This is a genomic window from Aeromonas sp. QDB11 (assembly GCF_027705265.1).
Lineage (GTDB): Bacteria > Pseudomonadota > Gammaproteobacteria > Enterobacterales > Aeromonadaceae > Aeromonas > Aeromonas allosaccharophila.
Genome location: NZ_JAPDBM010000009.1, coordinates 81851 through 98118, shown reverse-complemented (window position 1 = coordinate 98118; position 16268 = coordinate 81851). Strand labels below are relative to the sequence as shown.

Sequence of the window (16268 nt, the reverse complement as noted above, 5' to 3'; positions counted from 1 at the left end):
GGACCAATACGGATGGCATCATCTCGAGGAACCGGGTGTAACTGAGCAATTGAGGAAAATCCTGCATGTGATAGCGCTGGAGCAAACCGTTGTAGAAGTTTTTGAAATCCCGGTGGTGTGACATGTGGAAAGCAATGATGATGCACATTATCTCACTCGCGCTCATGCGCCCGGTACGCTGGCGTTGACGCTGACCGCTAACCAACAATTGCTGGTGCCATTGAGGCATAAATACGGCACAAAAATCATCAACATCACAGAAGAGTTCCAATAACTTGTCCATGCCCGTTCCTTTGTGGTCAGTGTCTTTGTCACTGCAGGATCAGATCTTGGAACGGGCATTGAGTTCATTTTTTACGCCGTTTTTTATCCCGAGTTCAGGTTTCTTACCTTCTTCTTTCACTGCTTCCTTGCGCGCCGCTGCTGGTGCCAGCACCTTTATTGCCGCGATGGCGGTAGGGAGCCTCGCTTTTTCTGCGGTTGCCGCCGATGCCCCCTTGCCGACCAAGCAGGAGATCGTGATTGGCACCACGGTGGGGGATTTTGCCGACATGGTGACCGACTCCATCAAGCCGCAGCTGGAGGCCAAGGGGTACAAAATCAAGCTGGTGGAGTTCACCGACTATGTGACCCCCAATATTGCTCTGGCTGACGGATCACTGGATGTGAACTGTTTCCAGCACAAACCCTATCTTGAGAGTTTTGCCAAAGACCGCGGCTTGTCGCTGGCGCCCATTACCCAGGTACCAACCGGCCCGATGGGACTCTACTCCGGCAAGCTGGCGGCGCTCGACAAGGTGCAAGAGGGAAGTACGGTGGCCATCCCCAACGATCCCACCAATCAGGCGCGGGCGCTGTTGATGCTGCAGGATCTCGGTTGGCTCACCCTCAAGGAGGGGATAAACCCGCTCAAGGCGAGCGAGTTTGATGTGGTGAACAATCCGCACAATCTCAAGCTGGTGTTGCTGGAAGCAGCACAATTGCCCCGTTCGCGGGAGGATGTGGACTTCTCGGTGATCAACGGTAACTTTGCCGCTTCCAACGGTATCCCGTTCAGTGAAGGACTGTTTCTGGAGCGCAGCTACGACTTCATCAACTCGGCGGCGTTCAAAGCCTATGCAGCCAAGCGTTTCGTCGGCTACAAGTACCCGCAAGGGTGGGGTGGCTAACAGTCGTGAACGTGGCCCGGCTATAAAACGAAAAACGCCCCGAATTCGGGGCGTTTTTTATGGTATCAAGCCATCAGCGGGGGCTTCATTGGTTGCGATAGAAGCGGTTCAGCTCGTTCATCACCTGGATCATGGCGCCCATATCTGGGGTACCGTGCTTGATGGGGCGATAACTGTTGCGCTCCAGCAGTTCGAAGTCACCCTGCTTGTTGAAGTGGGTGATGGTGTCGCCCTGATAGATGGCAAAATCGTTCTGATCCCCTGCCAGCAGCCAGTTACGGGGCGTGGTATCGAACAGATTGCGACCAATGCTGTAATCGCGCGCCGGATTGCGTACCCCCAGCATCCCTTGCATCAGGGTCGGGGCCAGATCGAGATGGCTGCTCGGCTGTTCCAGTACCTGGCTGTCGCGACCCGGCCAGGCAATCACCATGGGCACTTGTACCTGATAGGGGGAGTAGTTGCTGCCCGCACCCCAGCTGTTGCTACGGGTGTCGTTGAACTCCTGACCGTGGTTGGCGGTAATGACGACGACGGTATTGCTGTCCATCCCCTGCGACTGCAAGCTGGTCAGCATCTGCTCAAGCAGCTGGTCGGTATAGAAGACCGAGTTCTTGTAGCGGTTCTCCAGCTTTTGCAGGTTCTCCGCCCGATAGGCGGTCGCCGGGTTGAAGTTGGCCAGCTCCGGCTGGAACGGCCCCTTCATGGTCGCGGGCAACTGGTAGTCACCTAGGCTCGAGAGATAGACCAGCGAGAACCAGGGACGCTCCGGCGTGCGCTTGCCGAGCCACTGCTGCCAGTCGGTCAGCAGCTTGCCATCATCGATCTGTTCGGAGACAAACACCTGCTTGCGCAGGCCGGAGAGGATGCTCTTGCGATACTTCTGGGCATCTTCCATCGCGCCGAACAGCCCGAACTGGTAATCCTGACGCAGCATCTCGTCGAACAGCACCGGCGGACGCTTGTCGCTGCTGATGTCCTTGTAGTAGTGGCCGGGCAAGCCGTAGAAGAGGCTGAACATCCCCATCAGATCGTCGTTGCCACCACTCATGTGGTTGCGGAACGTCAGGTGCTGATCCGCATAGCGCTGCAGATTGGGCATGTTGATGTTGTTGAGCATGTCAAAGCGCAGGGAGTCGACCACCACAATCAGCAGATTGCTGTGGGTCAGCGGCGCATTGACGTTGAGCGGGCGCAGCGGATAGTGCATCCGGCTGTCGCTGTCATCACCCTGGGAGGCCGCCTGCTTCTCGTACTGATCCAGATCCAGCCAGCCATGTTTGGCCAGGAAGGAGCGGGCCGTCATGGGGTAGGAGAGGGGGAAGTTGGCTCTCTGCATGGTGATGGGCTGATAGAGGGTCGCATCCGCCCAGCTGTTGACCACGTGGGTCAGAATAAAGCAGACCAGCAGGGCCAGCCCAACCTGATTGCCGTATTGGCGGCGCTTGCGCTTGTTGATCTTGCGCCAGACATAGGCCGACAGCAGCAGTTGCAGCAGGAAGATGGTCGGCACGGCGACGAAGATAATGCTCCAGATTGAGCCCTCTTCGGTCTGTGCCTGATCCAGCAGCAACTGCCATACCTGACTGTTGAGGTGAAACTTGAACAGCCGGAATACCTGGGTGTCGATCAGCAACAGCACCAGCGCCAGGGTGGCGATGATGGCCGAGATGAATCGCAGCGGTTTCTCTTTGGGCAGCACGAAGCTGAGCGGAAAGACCGTCAACAGGTAGGTGACGAAGCTCAGAAACGAGAAGTGGCCAATCCAGCTTACAACGAGATAGATCACGCCAAGCGTGGTCGATGGCCAGCCGATGGCACCCAGATAGCGGGTAGCGATAAGCATGGCCAGGATAATGTTGAAGAAGGAGAACCAATGCCCCCAGGTGATCAGGCGAGAGACATTATCACGATAGGGGTTACCGGTTTCGACCATAGTGATCCATCTGCGTTGAGAAACGTCAAATCAACAGAGTCGCAGGACTCAGTGTGCGTCGTGGCGATTATCGACCGATGCGGTCAGGGCCTGGACAAACTTTTCAGTGATGGCCTGGCGCTGGGCCGGTGCCATACCGTTGATGATATTGGTGGTCAGATTGCCAAGCACCATAAGGCTGAGATCCACCGGCGCTTTATGCTTTTCCAGCGCGGTGATCAGGTCGTTCATCAGGGCGTCAAATTGCTCGTTATTGTACTTTGATACGATAGGCATAATCTTCAGTTCATCTCGGTTCAAAGCGCCTTATAATACTTCACCCTTTCGGCTAACACTATGGCTTTGTGACATGAGTCTCGATATCGACAAGATCATTCTTCACTCCTTGCGCCAGGGCGGCGATGGTCAACCCCACGCCGATACCCGCAGCCAGACCCTGCCTCCTGATGAGGCGGTACAGGGGCTGATGGCGGAACTGCATCGGATCTATAACGGCAAGGGTGGCAAGGGCTTTGGCTTCTTTGCCGACCCTGAAACGGCCGTCGCCGAGCTGGCGGCGGGGGAAGAGGCCCCCAAGCAGCCCTCACCCGCGTTTCGTATCGCCCTCGAACAACTGCTCAGTGAGCAGACCGAATTCGTTCCCTTCTCGGTCAATGTGACCCAGATGCTGGTCAAACAGCTGGTGGAGCACGCCCTCGATGAGCAAGGGGTGCTGCTGTTTGCCAAATACAACTATGTCGGGGTCGATTATCTGCTGATTGCCCTGCTGGAGGGCAAGGAGAGCGTCACCGTCAGCGAAGCGCTGGAATTGCGTCATATCCAGTATCTGGATATCGGCAAACTCAATCTGGTGGCCCGCATTGATTTGACCGAATGGAAAACTCAGGCCGATTCGCGCCGCTATATCACCTTCAGCAAGGGACGCATCGGTCGCAAACTGGGCGACTTCTTTATGGATCTGCTGGGTGCCCGTGAGGGCATGGATGCCAAGGTGCAAAATAAAGGCTTGCTGCAGGCGGTCGAAGATTATTGCGACAGTCGCCAGCTCGAATCGACCGAGCGCAACGATTACAAAAAGCAGGTCTTCAAATATTGCACCGAACAGGCGAGTGCCGGTGAAGAGATCGAAATCAAGGAGCTGTCAGCAGAACTCTCCGCAAAAGATGGCGGCGACGGTGATCTCGATTTTTACAGCTTTATCGGTCAGGAGTATGAGCTGGAAGATCGCTTCCCGGCGGATCGCTCTACCCTGCGCGGCCTGACCAAGTTTGTTGGCTCCGGTGGAGGGCTCACGTTGAGCTTTGAGCAAAAGCTGTTGAACAGCCGCATTTTTTACGATCCCCAGACCGACACCCTGACCATCAAGGGCGTGCCGCCCAATCTCAAGGATCAGCTGCTGCGTCAGTCGTAGTGGGATCAGTAGTGTGATCAAGTCGTCATTTCTGGCAAAAAGAGACTCCGCCCCGGCGGGGTCTCTTTTTTTATTGCGCCGCGGCATGCCTCGAAACCGCTGCGGTACTTTGTTAACAAATCAAACAAAATAAATCACCTGAAAGGGTTTTCATTGAGGTGAAAACCCTTTCATTCGTGAAATTTTATTTCATTTTGGTAATTAATATTCTGCCATTGTCCGTAATTAAGCCGATAAATGGCCTTAACCCCCTGAAATAAGAAAATGTTTTCAAAACTTTCTGGAAGGAAATACGTAATTGCATTTCAAAAATGCGAGTTGCGTCATGTGAGCCGTTTGCCGCTTGGGATAATATTCATCTCGCACACAATGCTCTTACAGCGCGGAACTAATACAAGGAAAGGCTCATGAAAAAGAAATTGCTGTCATCCCTGATCGGTCTGGCCACTCTTGGCGTCGCTTGCTCTGCTACTGCTGCCATCGATGAAGGCCAGCTGACCATCTGGATCAACGGTGACAAGGGATACAACGGTCTGGCTGAAGTGGGTAAGAAGTTTGAAGCAGAAACCGGCATCAAGGTTACTGTGGCCCACCCGGATCAGGTTGAAGTGAAATTCCAGCAAGCCGCCGCCACTGGCAACGGCCCTGACATCTTCTTCTGGGCTCACGACCGTTACGGTGAGTGGGTCAAAGCCGGTTTGCTGGTTCCGGTAACGCCGAACGCTGCCACCAAAGGCAAATTTGAACAGCTGGCATGGGATGCCATGACTGTTGACGGCAAAACCTATGGCTACCCGGTTGCCATGGAAGCGGTCAGCCTGATCTATAACAAAGACCTGCTGCCCGAGCCGCCGAAAACCTTCGAAGAGATCGCCAAGATTGACGAGACTCTGAAGAAAAACGGCAAGCGCGCCATCATGTGGGCTTATGACACCCCGTACTTCAGCTATCCGCTGGTGGCTGCCAACGGTGGTTACGCCTTCAAGAAAACCGCTACCGGTTATGACGTTAAAGATACCGGCGTGAACAACGCAGGTGCCAAGATGGGCGTGGGCTACATCTCCGAGATGATCAAGTCCGGTCACCTGGAAAAAGGCATCGACTACGGTGTGATGGACGCCAAGTTCAACAAGGGCGAAGTGGCCATGATGATCAACGGTCCCTGGGCCTGGAGCAACCTGGACAAGAGCGGCATCAAGTATGGCGTAGCGCCGCTGCCGACCCTGAACGGCAAGCCGGCCAAAGCCTTCGTTGGCGTACTGGGTGCCACCATCAACGCCGCCAGCCCGAACAAGGATCTGGCCATCGAGTTCCTGGAAAACTACCTGCTGACCGATGCCGGTCTGGCACCGGTTAACGCCGACAAGCCGCTGGGTGCCGTTGCGCTGAAATCCTTCCAGAAAACGCTGGAATCCGATCCGCACATCAAGGCAACCATGCTGAACGCCCAGGCTGGCGAGCCGATGCCATCCGTTCCCGAGATGAGCCGTTTCTGGTCCTCCTTCGAAACTGCCCTCAAGAACGTGACCTCCGGTCGTCAGGGTGTTGACGAAGCACTGGATACCGCTGCCAAGCGTATCGTTCAGTAAGCACGCACTACCCGGGAGGCCGTAATGGCCTCCCACTCTCTCAAATCTCTCTTGGCGTTATAAAGGTTAATTGGCATGGAAGTAGTACCTTCTGTTGAGTCCTATGCCGGTCCGAAGGATAAGCACACCTGGCTTAAGTGGACCATAGCGGCCCTGGTCGCCATCCTCAACGGCTACGCAGCCGTGATGATGTACGCCAGTGGCGAGTGGGTATTCGCGCTGCTGGATCTGGTGGTGGTTTCCGTCGGTCTGTATGTCTTCATGAACAAGAAGACCTATGCCCATCGCTACATCTTTCCGGGTGTTGCGGGCATGGTTGTGTTTATCATCTTCCCTCTTGCCTACACGATTGGCATCGCCTTCACCAACTATTCGGGGTCCAACTTGCTCTCCGTGGAGCAGGCACGGGACTACCACCTGAAGAAAACCTACAAGGTGGCGGGCGGTGAATTCGATTTTACCCTGCTGGGTGGCGACAATGGCCAGTTCCAGCTGCTGCTGACACAGGATGATCAATCCTTTATCAGTCAACCTGTTTCCCTGATGAACAACAAGGCCCGTGAGCTGGCGTCCCGCGAGGGCCGTGTGCAGAACACCCAGCAAGTGGTCGAGCTGCAGCCCGTGACTGGCGAAGCCGCCAGCAAGGCCGCGCCGATCCGCGCCATTGTTGAGCATCGTACTCACCTGAGTGACCTGGATCTGGTGCTGCCGGATGGCGGTACCCACCTGACCCTGAGCAGCCTGCGCAAGTTTGCCGCCCAGAAGCAGCAGTACACCCGGCTGATGGATGGCGCCGTGCTCAAGTCCGGCGTGGTGATCAAAGACAGCAACCTGCTGCGTGATACCCAGAATGGCCAGCTGATGCTGCCCAACGGTGACACCGGCTTCTATCAGTACATCGACGAACAGGGTCAGTTTGTCGGCAAGGGCGTGGCTCCCGGCTTCGTGGTCAGTGTGGGCTGGAAGAACTTCGCGCGCATCGTCACCGATCCGGGCATCCAGTCACCCTTCCTGCAGATCTTTATCTGGACCGTGATCTTCTCCAGTTGTTCCGTTGCCTTCACCCTGGCTATCGGCATGGTGCTGGCCTGTCTGGTGCAGTGGGAGTCGCTCAAGGGGCGCGGTTTCTATCGGGTCATGCTGATCCTGCCCTATGCGATCCCGGCGTTTATCTCCATCCTGGTGTTCAAGGGGTTGTTCAACCAGAACTTCGGTGAGATCAACATGTTCCTGGAAGCGGCGTTTGGCATCAAGCCGGACTGGTATACCAACCCCTTCCTGGCCAAGGTAATGATCCTGATCGTCAACACCTGGCTCGGCTACCCCTACATGATGATCCTCTGCATGGGCCTGCTCAAAGCCATTCCGGAAGATCTCTATGAAGCGTCCGCCATGGACGGTGCCGGTCCGGTGCAGAACTTCTTCAAGATCACCGTGCCGCTGTTGATGAAGCCGCTGACACCGCTGTTGATTGCCTCGTTCGCCTTCAACTTCAACAACTTCGTGCTTATCCAGTTGTTGACCAACGGTGCGCCCGACATCATCGGCGCCAGCACCCCGGCCGGTACCACCGACTTGCTGGTGAGTTATACCTACCGGATTGCGTTCCAGGGATCGGGTGGTCAGGACTACGGTCTGGCCAGTGCCATCGCCACAGCTATCTTCCTCATCGTAGGTGCGCTGGCGCTGCTCAACCTGAAATTGTCCAAAGCCGACAAGCAGCTGTAAGGAGGCTTCAACATGGCAATCGTACAACCCAAATCAGTCAAATACCGGGTGTGGGCAACCCACCTGGTCATGTGGAGCTTCCTGGCGCTGATCATCTTCCCGTTGATCATGGTTATCGCCATCTCGTTCCGTAACGGTAACTTCGCGGTAGGGGAGATCATCCCCTCCAATCCGACGCTGGATCACTGGAAGCTGGCGCTGGGCATGTCCATCACCAACGCCGACGGCAGCATCACGCCGCCGCCGTTCCCGGTGCTGACCTGGTTGTGGAACTCCATCAAGATCGCCGGCATCACTGCCCTGATGATCGTGACGCTCTCCACCACCTGTGCCTACGCCTTTGCCCGCCTGCGTTTTCGTGGCAAGTCCACCATCCTGCAGGGCATGCTGATTTTCCAGATGTTCCCCGCGGTACTGGCGCTGGTAGCCATCTACGCGCTCTTTAACAAGATTGGTGACTACATCCCCTGGCTCGGTCTCAACACCCACGGTGGCCTGATCCTGGCGTACATGGGCGGTATCGCCCTGCACGTCTGGACCATCAAGGGCTATTTCGAGACCATCGACTCCTCGCTGGAGGAGGCGGCGGCCATCGACGGTGCGACCCCGTGGCAGGCATTCCGTCTGATCCTGTTGCCCCTGTCGGTACCCATCCTGGCGGTAGTGTTTATTCTGGCCTTTATCGGTTCCATTACCGAGGTGCCCATGGCCTCCATCCTGTTGCAGGATGTGAACAATCTGACCCTGGCGGTCGGGGCCCAGCAGTACCTCTATCCGCAGAACTATCTGTGGGGTGATTTCGCGGCAGCCGCAGTGCTCTCCGGTTTCCCCATCACAGTGGTGTTCCTGCTGGCACAGCGCTGGTTGGTGGGCGGTCTGACTGCTGGCGGTGTGAAAGGTTAAGTTTATGGCCGGGGGAGCTGACTCCCCCCGCTATCACGATTTGCAAAGATTCAAGAGCGGAGCTCGTCATGGCTGAAGTAGTACTCAACAACGTTCGCAAAAATTACGATCCGGCTGTTCACAAGGACACCCTGCGCAACATCAACCTCTCCATCAAGGAAGGGGAGTTCATCGTCTTCGTCGGCCCGTCCGGCTGCGGTAAATCCACCCTGCTGCGGATGATCGCGGGTCTGGAAGACATCACCAGCGGTGAGCTGACCATCGGCGGTCGTTACATGAACGACGTGCCGCCAGTCGAGCGCAACGTCGGCATGGTGTTCCAGTCCTACGCCCTCTATCCCCACATGAACATCTACGAGAACATGGCCTTTGGCTTGAAGCTCAAGAAGATGGATAAAGAGAACATCCACAAGCGGGTGATGCGCGCCGCCGAGATCCTGGGTCTCGAGCCGCTGCTGGACCGCAAGCCCAAGGCGCTCTCCGGCGGTCAGCGTCAGCGGGTTGCCATCGGTCGTTCTATCGTGCAGCAGCCGCAGGTGTTCCTGTTTGACGAACCGCTCTCCAACCTGGATGCCGCGCTGCGGGTCAAGATGCGGATCGAGATCGCCAAGCTGCACAAAGAGCTCAACTCCACCATCATCTACGTGACCCACGATCAGGTGGAAGCGATGACCCTGGCCGACAAGATCGTGGTACTGAGCCCGCTCAAGGGCGAGGCGGAAACCAACCTGGAGCAGTTCGGTTCACCGCTGGATCTCTACCACAACCCGGACAACAAGTTCGTGGCGGGCTTTATCGGCTCTCCCAAGATGAACTTCCTGGCGGGCGAGTTGCTGGAGATTGGCGAGCAGGAGTGTGTGGTCAAGCTGACCTCCGGCGATACCGTGCGTGCCCGGGTCGATGCCCGCAGTGGCGCGGTGGGTGACAAGGTGGAGCTGGGTATTCGTCCCGAACACCTGATGCCGCTGGATCACCCCCATGCGCACAGCAAGGTGAGCGGGATCGTGCAGGTGGCCGAGCACCTGGGCGCCGAGTCCTTTGTCTATATGGATGTGGATGGTCACGACTTTACCGTCAAGGCCACCTCGGATGTGGATGTGGCGACCGGTCAGACCTACAGCGTGGGTATTCCGGCCGAGGCCTGCTACCTGTTCGATGCCAAGGAGCAGGCGTTCCCCCGTACCGCCAAATATATCCGTACCTGATTTTTTGTTGTGCTGGTTTTCCTTATTATTCAATGCCTTTTTGCCGGTCGTCAGACCGGCTTTTTATTGCCTGTAATTCTGACCTAGGGGAATTCAGGCTAGGTGACAGGGCTCAGGCTTCGAGGTCGGCGGTAATATCGGGAACAAAGGTCTGGCTGGTCAGGGGTGGGCGCTCATAGCCTTCGGTCTTGATGGGGGGGAGCTTGATAGGCTCGTAGTGGATCGCCTCGTAGGGCACCTTGCCCAGCAGATGGGCGATGCAGTTGAGGCGGGCACGGCGCTTGTCATCTGCCTCCACTACAAACCAGGGGCAATCCTCGGTGTCGGTGTAGGTGAACATGTCATCCTTGGCGCGGGAGTATTCGACCCAGCGCGAGCGAGACTGCAAGTCCATCGGGCTGAACTTCCAACGCTTGATGGGAGTATTTATCCGCTCCTTGAAGCGCTTCTCCTGCTCTTCGTCGCTGACCGAGAACCAGTATTTGATCACCGTGATGCCGGAGCGGATCAGCATCCGCTCGAACTCGGGGCAGGCGCGCAGAAACTCGCGATACTCGGCATCGCTGCAAAATCCCATCACCCGCTCGACTCCGGCCCGGTTGTACCAGGAGCGGTCAAACAGCACCATCTCACCGGCAGCGGGCAGGTGGGCGACATAACGCTGAAAATACCACTGGGAGCGCTCCCGATCCGAGGGGGCGGGCAGCGCCGTGACCCGGCAGACCCGGGGGTTGAGCGGTTCGGTGATCGCCTTGATGACGCCCCCCTTGCCAGCTGCATCCCGTCCCTCGAACAGTACCACCACCTTCAGCCCCTCCTGCTTGACCCACTCCTGCAGCTTGACCAGCTCCTCCTGCAGATGGGCGAGATGGTGCTCGTAGCACTGTTTGTCCAGACGCGGCCGTTTCTTGATCTTCTCCTTCGCCATGCACATCTCCTTTTGGCATCCTTTCATGGGTGACTTCTTTGAGTCACTTCCAGCTTGCACCAGGGAGGCGTCCCCTGCCAAGGGGGACGTGATACACTGCCCCCCCATCGCTGGCAACAGGAGATAACATGAAGCATTTTATGGAGATAGCGGGCCGCCGGATGGCCTATCTGGACGAAGGGCAGGGCCCGGTGCTGCTGTTTGGCCACAGCTATCTGTGGGACAGCGCCATGTGGGCGCAGCAAATCGCCGCGCTCAAGGGCAGCTATCGCTGCATCGTCCCCGAGCTGTGGGGCCACGGTGATTCCGACCTGCTCCCCGATGGTGGCTGCACCCTGGCGACTCTGGTGCGCGATCATCTGGCATTGCTCGATGCCCTCGGCATTGAGGAGTGCGTGCTGGTGGGTCTCTCCATCGGCGGCATGTGGGGCGTTGAGCTGGCGCACATGGCGCCAGACCGTATCAAGGGTCTGGTGCTGATGGACAGCTTTGTCGGCCTCGAGCCGCAGATCACCTGCGAACGCTACCTTGGCATGCTCGCTGCGATCGAGCAGCTTGGTTCCATTCCGGCGCCCATCATCGAACAAGTGGCGCCTATCTTCTTTGCCAACCAGCCCGATGCCGCCTTGCTGGCCGAGTTCAAGGCGCGACTGGCCGCCTGGCCAAGCGAGAAGATTGCCGCCATGGTGGCGGTGGGGCGCAGCTTTGTGACCCGCGAAGATCGCATCGAATGGCTGGAGGAGATCACCATTCCCGCGCTGGTGATGACCGGTTGCGAGGACAAGGCCCGTCCGGTGCTGGAGGGCTATCTGATGGCCGAGGTGCTGGGTTGCCCGTTCAAGGAGATCCCGGCGGCCGGTCACATCTCTTCCATGGAGAACCCCGCCTTCGTCAATCAGGCGCTGGCCGAGTTTCTGGCCACGCTGTAAGCCGAACGCAAATGATAAACAAGGGAGCCATTGGCTCCCTTGTTGCGTTTGGTGATTGGGCCGGAGCCTATCGCTAGCTGACCTGCGTTACCAGATATAACCCAGCGCAAAACCTGCATAGAGCTCGCCATCGTGCTGGACGATGGGACTGTTTTTGATGTCCCGATCATACCATTCGTAGTTCATGGCAAACATGCCAATCCAGTTGGGGCTGAAGCGGTAGCTGGTGATGAGCGCCGCCATCGGGGAGAGGGTGGTACCGGTATCCCAGGCGGGCCGCTGGGCGGTCGCCTCACTCTCGGAGATGCCGCCGAAGTAGTAGTTGGCCATCTTGTCGCTGCGCAGCATCAGCCCCATGCCGGGCATGATCAGCAGGTTGTCGCGCAGGATGGGGAAATCGGCCCACAGCAGCAACTCCTGCCCCTTGCTGCGGCCGGTGACATCACTGTTGGCGCGGATGGTCAGCAGGGCGTAAGGGGTGACGATGTTGCCGCCAATTCCGCCCTCCAGCTGCCACTCACGCTGCTCCATGCCGCTGAAGGCGGGCGAGTCTTCGGGGTCCAGATTGCCAAAACGCACCCGGCCATAGCCGTAGAGGGCGACGTTCTCATCCTTGTGGAAGTAGTAGCGGGCCCGATCGCCCAGAAACATCAAGTCGTCGCCGAAGTAGATAAAGCCGGGGATGGCGTAGAGGGCGTTGTCCTGCGCTTCGTAGCGGGCCTGCCCCCCGATCAGGGTAGCGCCCACCACCAGCCCCTGTGGCACCGGGCTGGTGGGGCTGTCACTGGCCAGCATATCGACCGAGCCGAGATCGATCTCGGCCTGTGCCGGGGTCACGGTGGCAAGCAGCAGGGCCATTAGCCCGCCAAGGGTGGTGCGACGTGAAAGGGTCATAAGCGCTCTCTGGGGGTCAGTGGCTGAAGGCGTGGCCGCAGTGGCCGGTTATTTGACGGCATGGGCATTGTCTTCCCGTTTTGGCCAGGCGTTGATCACCGCCTTGACCAGGGTGGCGAGGGGAATGGCGAAGAAGACCCCCCAGAATCCCCACAAGCCGCCAAACACCAGCACGGCGATGATGATGGCCACCGGATGGAGGTTGACCGCTTCCGAGAAGAGCACCGGCACCAGCAGGTTGCCATCGAGGGCCTGAATGACCAGATAGGCCACCATCAGCCAGGCAAACTCCGGGGTGAGTCCCCACTGGAACAGGGCCACCATGGCCACCGGCACGGTCACTACGGCGGCGCCGATATAGGGGATCAGCACCGAAAAGCCGACAGCTACCGCCAGCAGCACCGAGTAGCGCAGCCCCATCAGGGCGAAGGGAACATAGGTGGCGATACCGACGATCAGGATCTCGATCACCTTGCCGCGGATGTAGTTGATGATCTGGTTGTTCATCTCGACCCACACCCGGTTGACCAGGGTGCGGTTACGCGGCAGGAAGCGGCGCAGGCTGCCCATCAGTACCCGTTTGTCCTTGAGCATGAAGAAGACCATCAACGGCACCAGAATGAGGTAGATCATGATGGCAACTACGTTCACCAGCGAGCTGAGGGAGGCGCTCACCAGATGCTCGCCGCCACTGAGGATGCGCTGGCGAATATTGTCGATGACGGTCTCCACCAGACTGACATCAATCAGCTCGGGGTATTTGTCCGGCAGGGTGCGCACATAATCCTGAGCGTGAGTCAGCATGGCGGGCGCCTCTTTGGCCAGATTGATCCCTTGACTCACCAGCGTCGGGATAAGACCCAGCAAGGAGGCCACCGCCACTGCAATAAAGAGGATCAGAATGACGCTGGTGGCCAGGGTGCGCGACAGCCCCGCTTTTTGCAGCCGGGCGACCGGCCACTCCAGCAGATAGGCCATTACCAGCGCCACCAACAGCGGGGCCAGCAGATCGCCAAACAGCCAGATGATGGTGAAGCAGAACACCAGCAACAGGAAAAGGGTAACGGCATCGGGATCGGAAAAACGGGTCTGATACCAGCGCTTCAATACTTCTAACATGACTGCATCCTTACATCACTGGGGCTCAAGATGGCTGTTTCGCCCCGACAACCAACTGCAAAGAGAGGGTATTGTCCGGTTGTTGCTGCATCTCGATATGGTGGCCCTGACGGTGCAGATAGGCCGGAATATCCTGCCGGGAGCCCGCATCGGCCAGCCGGATGGTGACGGTTTGACCGCTTTTGGCCTCCCGCAACCAGAGCTTGAGCCGGATCAGCGGCTCGGGGCAACGCCAGGGGGTCAGGTCGAGAACTTCCATGGGGACTCCATCAGGCAGGTGGCCGCTATTATGGCCGTGATAAGAGCGTGAAACAACGCTTGTAGCCCTTGATGGGCAAGGGTATTCTGCCGAGGCCCTTTCTGATGGAGATAGAGATAACGTGGCACGCTTTTCCCCCCTGATGGCATCGCTTCCCCTGCTGGCTTCCCTGATGGGCGCCACGTTTCATGCCGAGGCCAATAATCAGCTTCCCGACATCGGCACAGCCGGGGTGGCGGCCCTGCCCATCGAGCAGGAGGTACGTTACGGCAATGCCTTTATGCGCTTTGCCCGCGCGGGCCTGCCGATCATCGATGATCCGGTGCTGAGCCAGTACATCGACGATCTGGGTCAGCGACTGCTGACCAACGCAGATGGGGTGCGTTTCCCGTTTACCTTCTTCCTGATCAATGATCCCACCATCAACGCGGCCGCCTTCCTCGGCGGGCGGGTCAAGGTACACACCGGTTTGTTCCTCTACGCCGACAGCGAGAGCGAGCTGGCCTCGGTACTGGCTCACGAAATCACCCACGTGACCCAGCGTCACATCGCCCGTTATATGGAAGCGCAGGCGAGCAGCTCGGCGGTGACCCTGGCCGGTCTGGTGGGCTCCATCGCGCTGGCGGTGATCAACCCGACCGCCGGTATCGCTGCGCTGCAGACTACGCTGGGCCTCTCCATGCAGTCCGCCATCAACTACACCCGCGACAACGAATATGAAGCGGATCGCATCGGCATGAAGACTCTCTATGATGCCGGTTTCGACCCCATGGGGATGGCCAACTTCTTCCAGAAACTGGCCGCCGAGTATCGTTACGCCAGCAAGCCGCCGGAAATGTTGCTCACTCACCCGCTGCCGGAGACCCGGATCAGCGAGGCCCGCGCCCGTGCAGGCAGTTATGGCCGCCGCGACTTGCCGCCCAGCCTCGACTTCTGGCTGGCCAAGGTGCGTATTCAGGTCCGTTTTGGCACCGATACTCCGCAAGGGTTGCTGAGCTACTTCGATACCCGGATCCAGAAGGGGGATTACCCGCTCAAGGATGCGGCCATCTATGGCAAGGCGCTGGCGCTGATCCAGCTCAAGCGTACCGACGAGGCTGACACCCTGATGCAGGAGCTGGCGTCCCGTCATCCGGAAGATCTCTTTATCGTCGATGCCCAGACCGATATCGACTTGGCCAAGGGACGCAGTGCCCAGGCCATCGCGCGCCTCGAGAAGTTCCGCAGCCGGATGCCGGATAACGAAGTGGTGGTGGTCAACCTCGGCAACGCCTACCTCGAGAGCGGTAACTACAAGAAGTCCATCGCCATCCTCGACCCCTATGCCCGCGAGCATGAAGAGAACAATCTGGCCTGGAACCTGCTGGCCGATGCCTATCGCAAGGCGGGCCGGATGACCGAGCTGCATATGGCGCGAGCCGAGATGCTCTCGCTGCGCGGGGATTATCAGGCGGCCATCGACGAGCTGATCGTTGCACGCGGCACCACCAGCGACCGGATGACTCTGGCTCGTCTGGAGGCGCGCATCACCGAGCTGGAGCGGGCCAAGAAGGATCTCGACAGCCTCAAGGGCTAACGACAGCTGGCATTGACCAATCCAACAAGGGCGCACCACGGTGCGCCCTTGTTGTTTATGGCGGTGACGTTGATGTGGGTAACGGTGATAGCACGGCTCGTTAGTGACTCATGCGGCTGATGGTCGTCTTGAGCATTTCGATGTTCGACGGGTCCAGTTCACCGATCAGCGTCTGCTTGAGTTTGCCATCACTGTCGAGCAGATAGCTGGTGGGCAGGGCGCCCGGACGAGGGAAGGGGAGCTTGGCATCCTCATTGGCAATCAGCAGCGGCACCTTGATCTCATATCGGGTTGCCAGTTGCCCCAGCTCTGCCGGGGTCATCGGGTCGTAGTTGATCGCTACCACGGCGATCTCGTCCTCCGCTGCCAGCGCGTTGAGGCGCGGCATCTCCCGCAGGCAGGGGGCACACCAAGGGGCAAAGTAGTTGACCAGGAGCGGCTTGCCGACAAAGTGGCGCAAGCTGACCGGCTGCCCTTTGGCATCGGTAAATTCGGGGACAGGTGTGCAGGCGCCCAGCAGCCCAGCCACAATCAGCCAACAAATTCGTTTCAATTCCTTTCCACTGCCGCTTACCCTGACCATCACTTTCCCCTACAATAGCGCCGTTTCTAGTCCCATCTT

Annotated in this window: 15 protein-coding genes and 1 pseudogene; 8 read left to right on the top strand and 8 right to left on the bottom strand. The window is 58.1% G+C overall.

The genetic code is table 11. The annotated features are described in order from the left end of the window. Positions 1-283: pseudogene (locus OKC40_RS04965) on the bottom strand (IS982 family transposase); the annotation flags it as partial. 166 nt (positions 284-449) lie between these two features. Between OKC40_RS04965 and OKC40_RS04960 the strand changes: the two are divergent. Further along, on the top strand, positions 450-1169 hold the full coding sequence (locus OKC40_RS04960) for a MetQ/NlpA family ABC transporter substrate-binding protein (protein ID WP_270794348.1): 720 nt from the start codon (positions 450-452) through the stop codon (positions 1167-1169). A gap of 85 nt (positions 1170-1254) precedes the next feature. On the opposite strand, the gene OKC40_RS04955 is transcribed toward OKC40_RS04960, so the two are convergent. Together OKC40_RS04955 and OKC40_RS04950 are read right to left on the bottom strand one after the other, a co-directional pair. Continuing rightward, positions 1255-3105 carry a DUF3413 domain-containing protein gene (locus OKC40_RS04955; RefSeq protein WP_270794340.1) on the bottom strand — a complete coding sequence of 617 codons (1851 nt, stop codon included), beginning with the start codon at positions 3103-3105 and terminating at the stop codon, positions 1255-1257. 48 nt (positions 3106-3153) lie between these two features. Further along, entirely contained in the window at positions 3154-3381 is a 228-nt protein-coding gene (locus tag OKC40_RS04950) for a YejL family protein (RefSeq protein WP_005333874.1), read from the bottom strand. Positions 3382-3454: 73 nt separating this feature from the next. On the opposite strand from OKC40_RS04950, the gene yejK reads away from it, so the two are divergent. From yejK to OKC40_RS04925, 5 genes are all read left to right on the top strand, one after another. After that, complete coding sequence (yejK, locus tag OKC40_RS04945) at positions 3455-4516, top strand: nucleoid-associated protein YejK (protein WP_234606199.1); 1062 nt, start codon at positions 3455-3457, stop codon at positions 4514-4516. A 407-nt stretch (positions 4517-4923) separates the two neighbouring features. Next, positions 4924-6105, top strand: coding sequence for a maltose/maltodextrin ABC transporter substrate-binding protein MalE (gene malE, locus OKC40_RS04940; protein ID WP_005333871.1), 1182 nt, complete (start codon positions 4924-4926; stop codon positions 6103-6105). A gap of 75 nt (positions 6106-6180) precedes the next feature. Then, positions 6181-7833, top strand: a complete 1653-nt coding sequence (malF, locus tag OKC40_RS04935; RefSeq protein ID WP_042059282.1) for a maltose ABC transporter permease MalF — start codon at positions 6181-6183, stop codon at positions 7831-7833. Positions 7834-7845: 12 nt separating this feature from the next. Further along, positions 7846-8736 (top strand): maltose ABC transporter permease MalG, encoded by an 891-nt coding sequence (malG, locus tag OKC40_RS04930; RefSeq protein WP_042059283.1) that lies wholly within the window; start codon positions 7846-7848, stop codon positions 8734-8736. A 68-nt stretch (positions 8737-8804) separates the two neighbouring features. Then, complete coding sequence (locus OKC40_RS04925) at positions 8805-9941, top strand: ABC transporter ATP-binding protein (RefSeq protein ID WP_042059286.1); 1137 nt, start codon at positions 8805-8807, stop codon at positions 9939-9941. Between the two features lie 112 nt (positions 9942-10053). On the opposite strand, the gene ppk2 is transcribed toward OKC40_RS04925, so the two are convergent. After that, a complete protein-coding gene (gene ppk2 / locus OKC40_RS04920) occupies positions 10054-10869 on the bottom strand; it encodes a polyphosphate kinase 2 (RefSeq protein WP_042059288.1) in 816 nt (271 codons plus the stop codon). A 128-nt stretch (positions 10870-10997) separates the two neighbouring features. Between ppk2 and OKC40_RS04915 the strand changes: the two genes are divergently transcribed. Beyond that, entirely contained in the window at positions 10998-11798 is an 801-nt protein-coding gene (locus tag OKC40_RS04915) for an alpha/beta fold hydrolase (RefSeq protein WP_042059290.1), read from the top strand. Positions 11799-11885: 87 nt separating this feature from the next. Here the strand turns inward: OKC40_RS04915 and OKC40_RS04910 are convergent, their stop codons facing one another. Genes OKC40_RS04910 through OKC40_RS04900 form a run of 3 tightly spaced genes read right to left on the bottom strand, consistent with a single transcriptional unit; the run spans position 11886 to position 14070 of the window. Continuing rightward, positions 11886-12692: a MipA/OmpV family protein gene (locus tag OKC40_RS04910; protein ID WP_234664542.1), complete on the bottom strand. Its 807-nt coding sequence runs from the start codon at positions 12690-12692 to the stop codon at positions 11886-11888. A 48-nt stretch (positions 12693-12740) separates the two neighbouring features. After that, positions 12741-13811: an AI-2E family transporter gene (locus tag OKC40_RS04905; protein ID WP_042059293.1), complete on the bottom strand. Its 1071-nt coding sequence runs from the start codon at positions 13809-13811 to the stop codon at positions 12741-12743. A gap of 25 nt (positions 13812-13836) precedes the next feature. Then, on the bottom strand, positions 13837-14070 hold the full coding sequence (locus tag OKC40_RS04900; protein WP_270794332.1) for a sulfurtransferase TusA family protein: 234 nt from the start codon (positions 14068-14070) through the stop codon (positions 13837-13839). A 121-nt stretch (positions 14071-14191) separates the two neighbouring features. On the opposite strand from OKC40_RS04900, the gene OKC40_RS04895 reads away from it, so the two are divergent. After that, complete coding sequence (locus OKC40_RS04895; protein ID WP_362799333.1) at positions 14192-15646, top strand: beta-barrel assembly-enhancing protease; 1455 nt, start codon at positions 14192-14194, stop codon at positions 15644-15646. 100 nt (positions 15647-15746) lie between these two features. Here OKC40_RS04895 and OKC40_RS04890 read toward each other — a convergent pair whose 3' ends face one another. Next, the gene (locus OKC40_RS04890) at positions 15747-16229 is read right to left on the bottom strand and encodes a TlpA family protein disulfide reductase (protein WP_270794331.1); all 483 of its coding nucleotides are present in this window, start codon (positions 16227-16229) and stop codon (positions 15747-15749) included. Between the last annotated feature and the right edge of the window lie 39 nt (positions 16230-16268).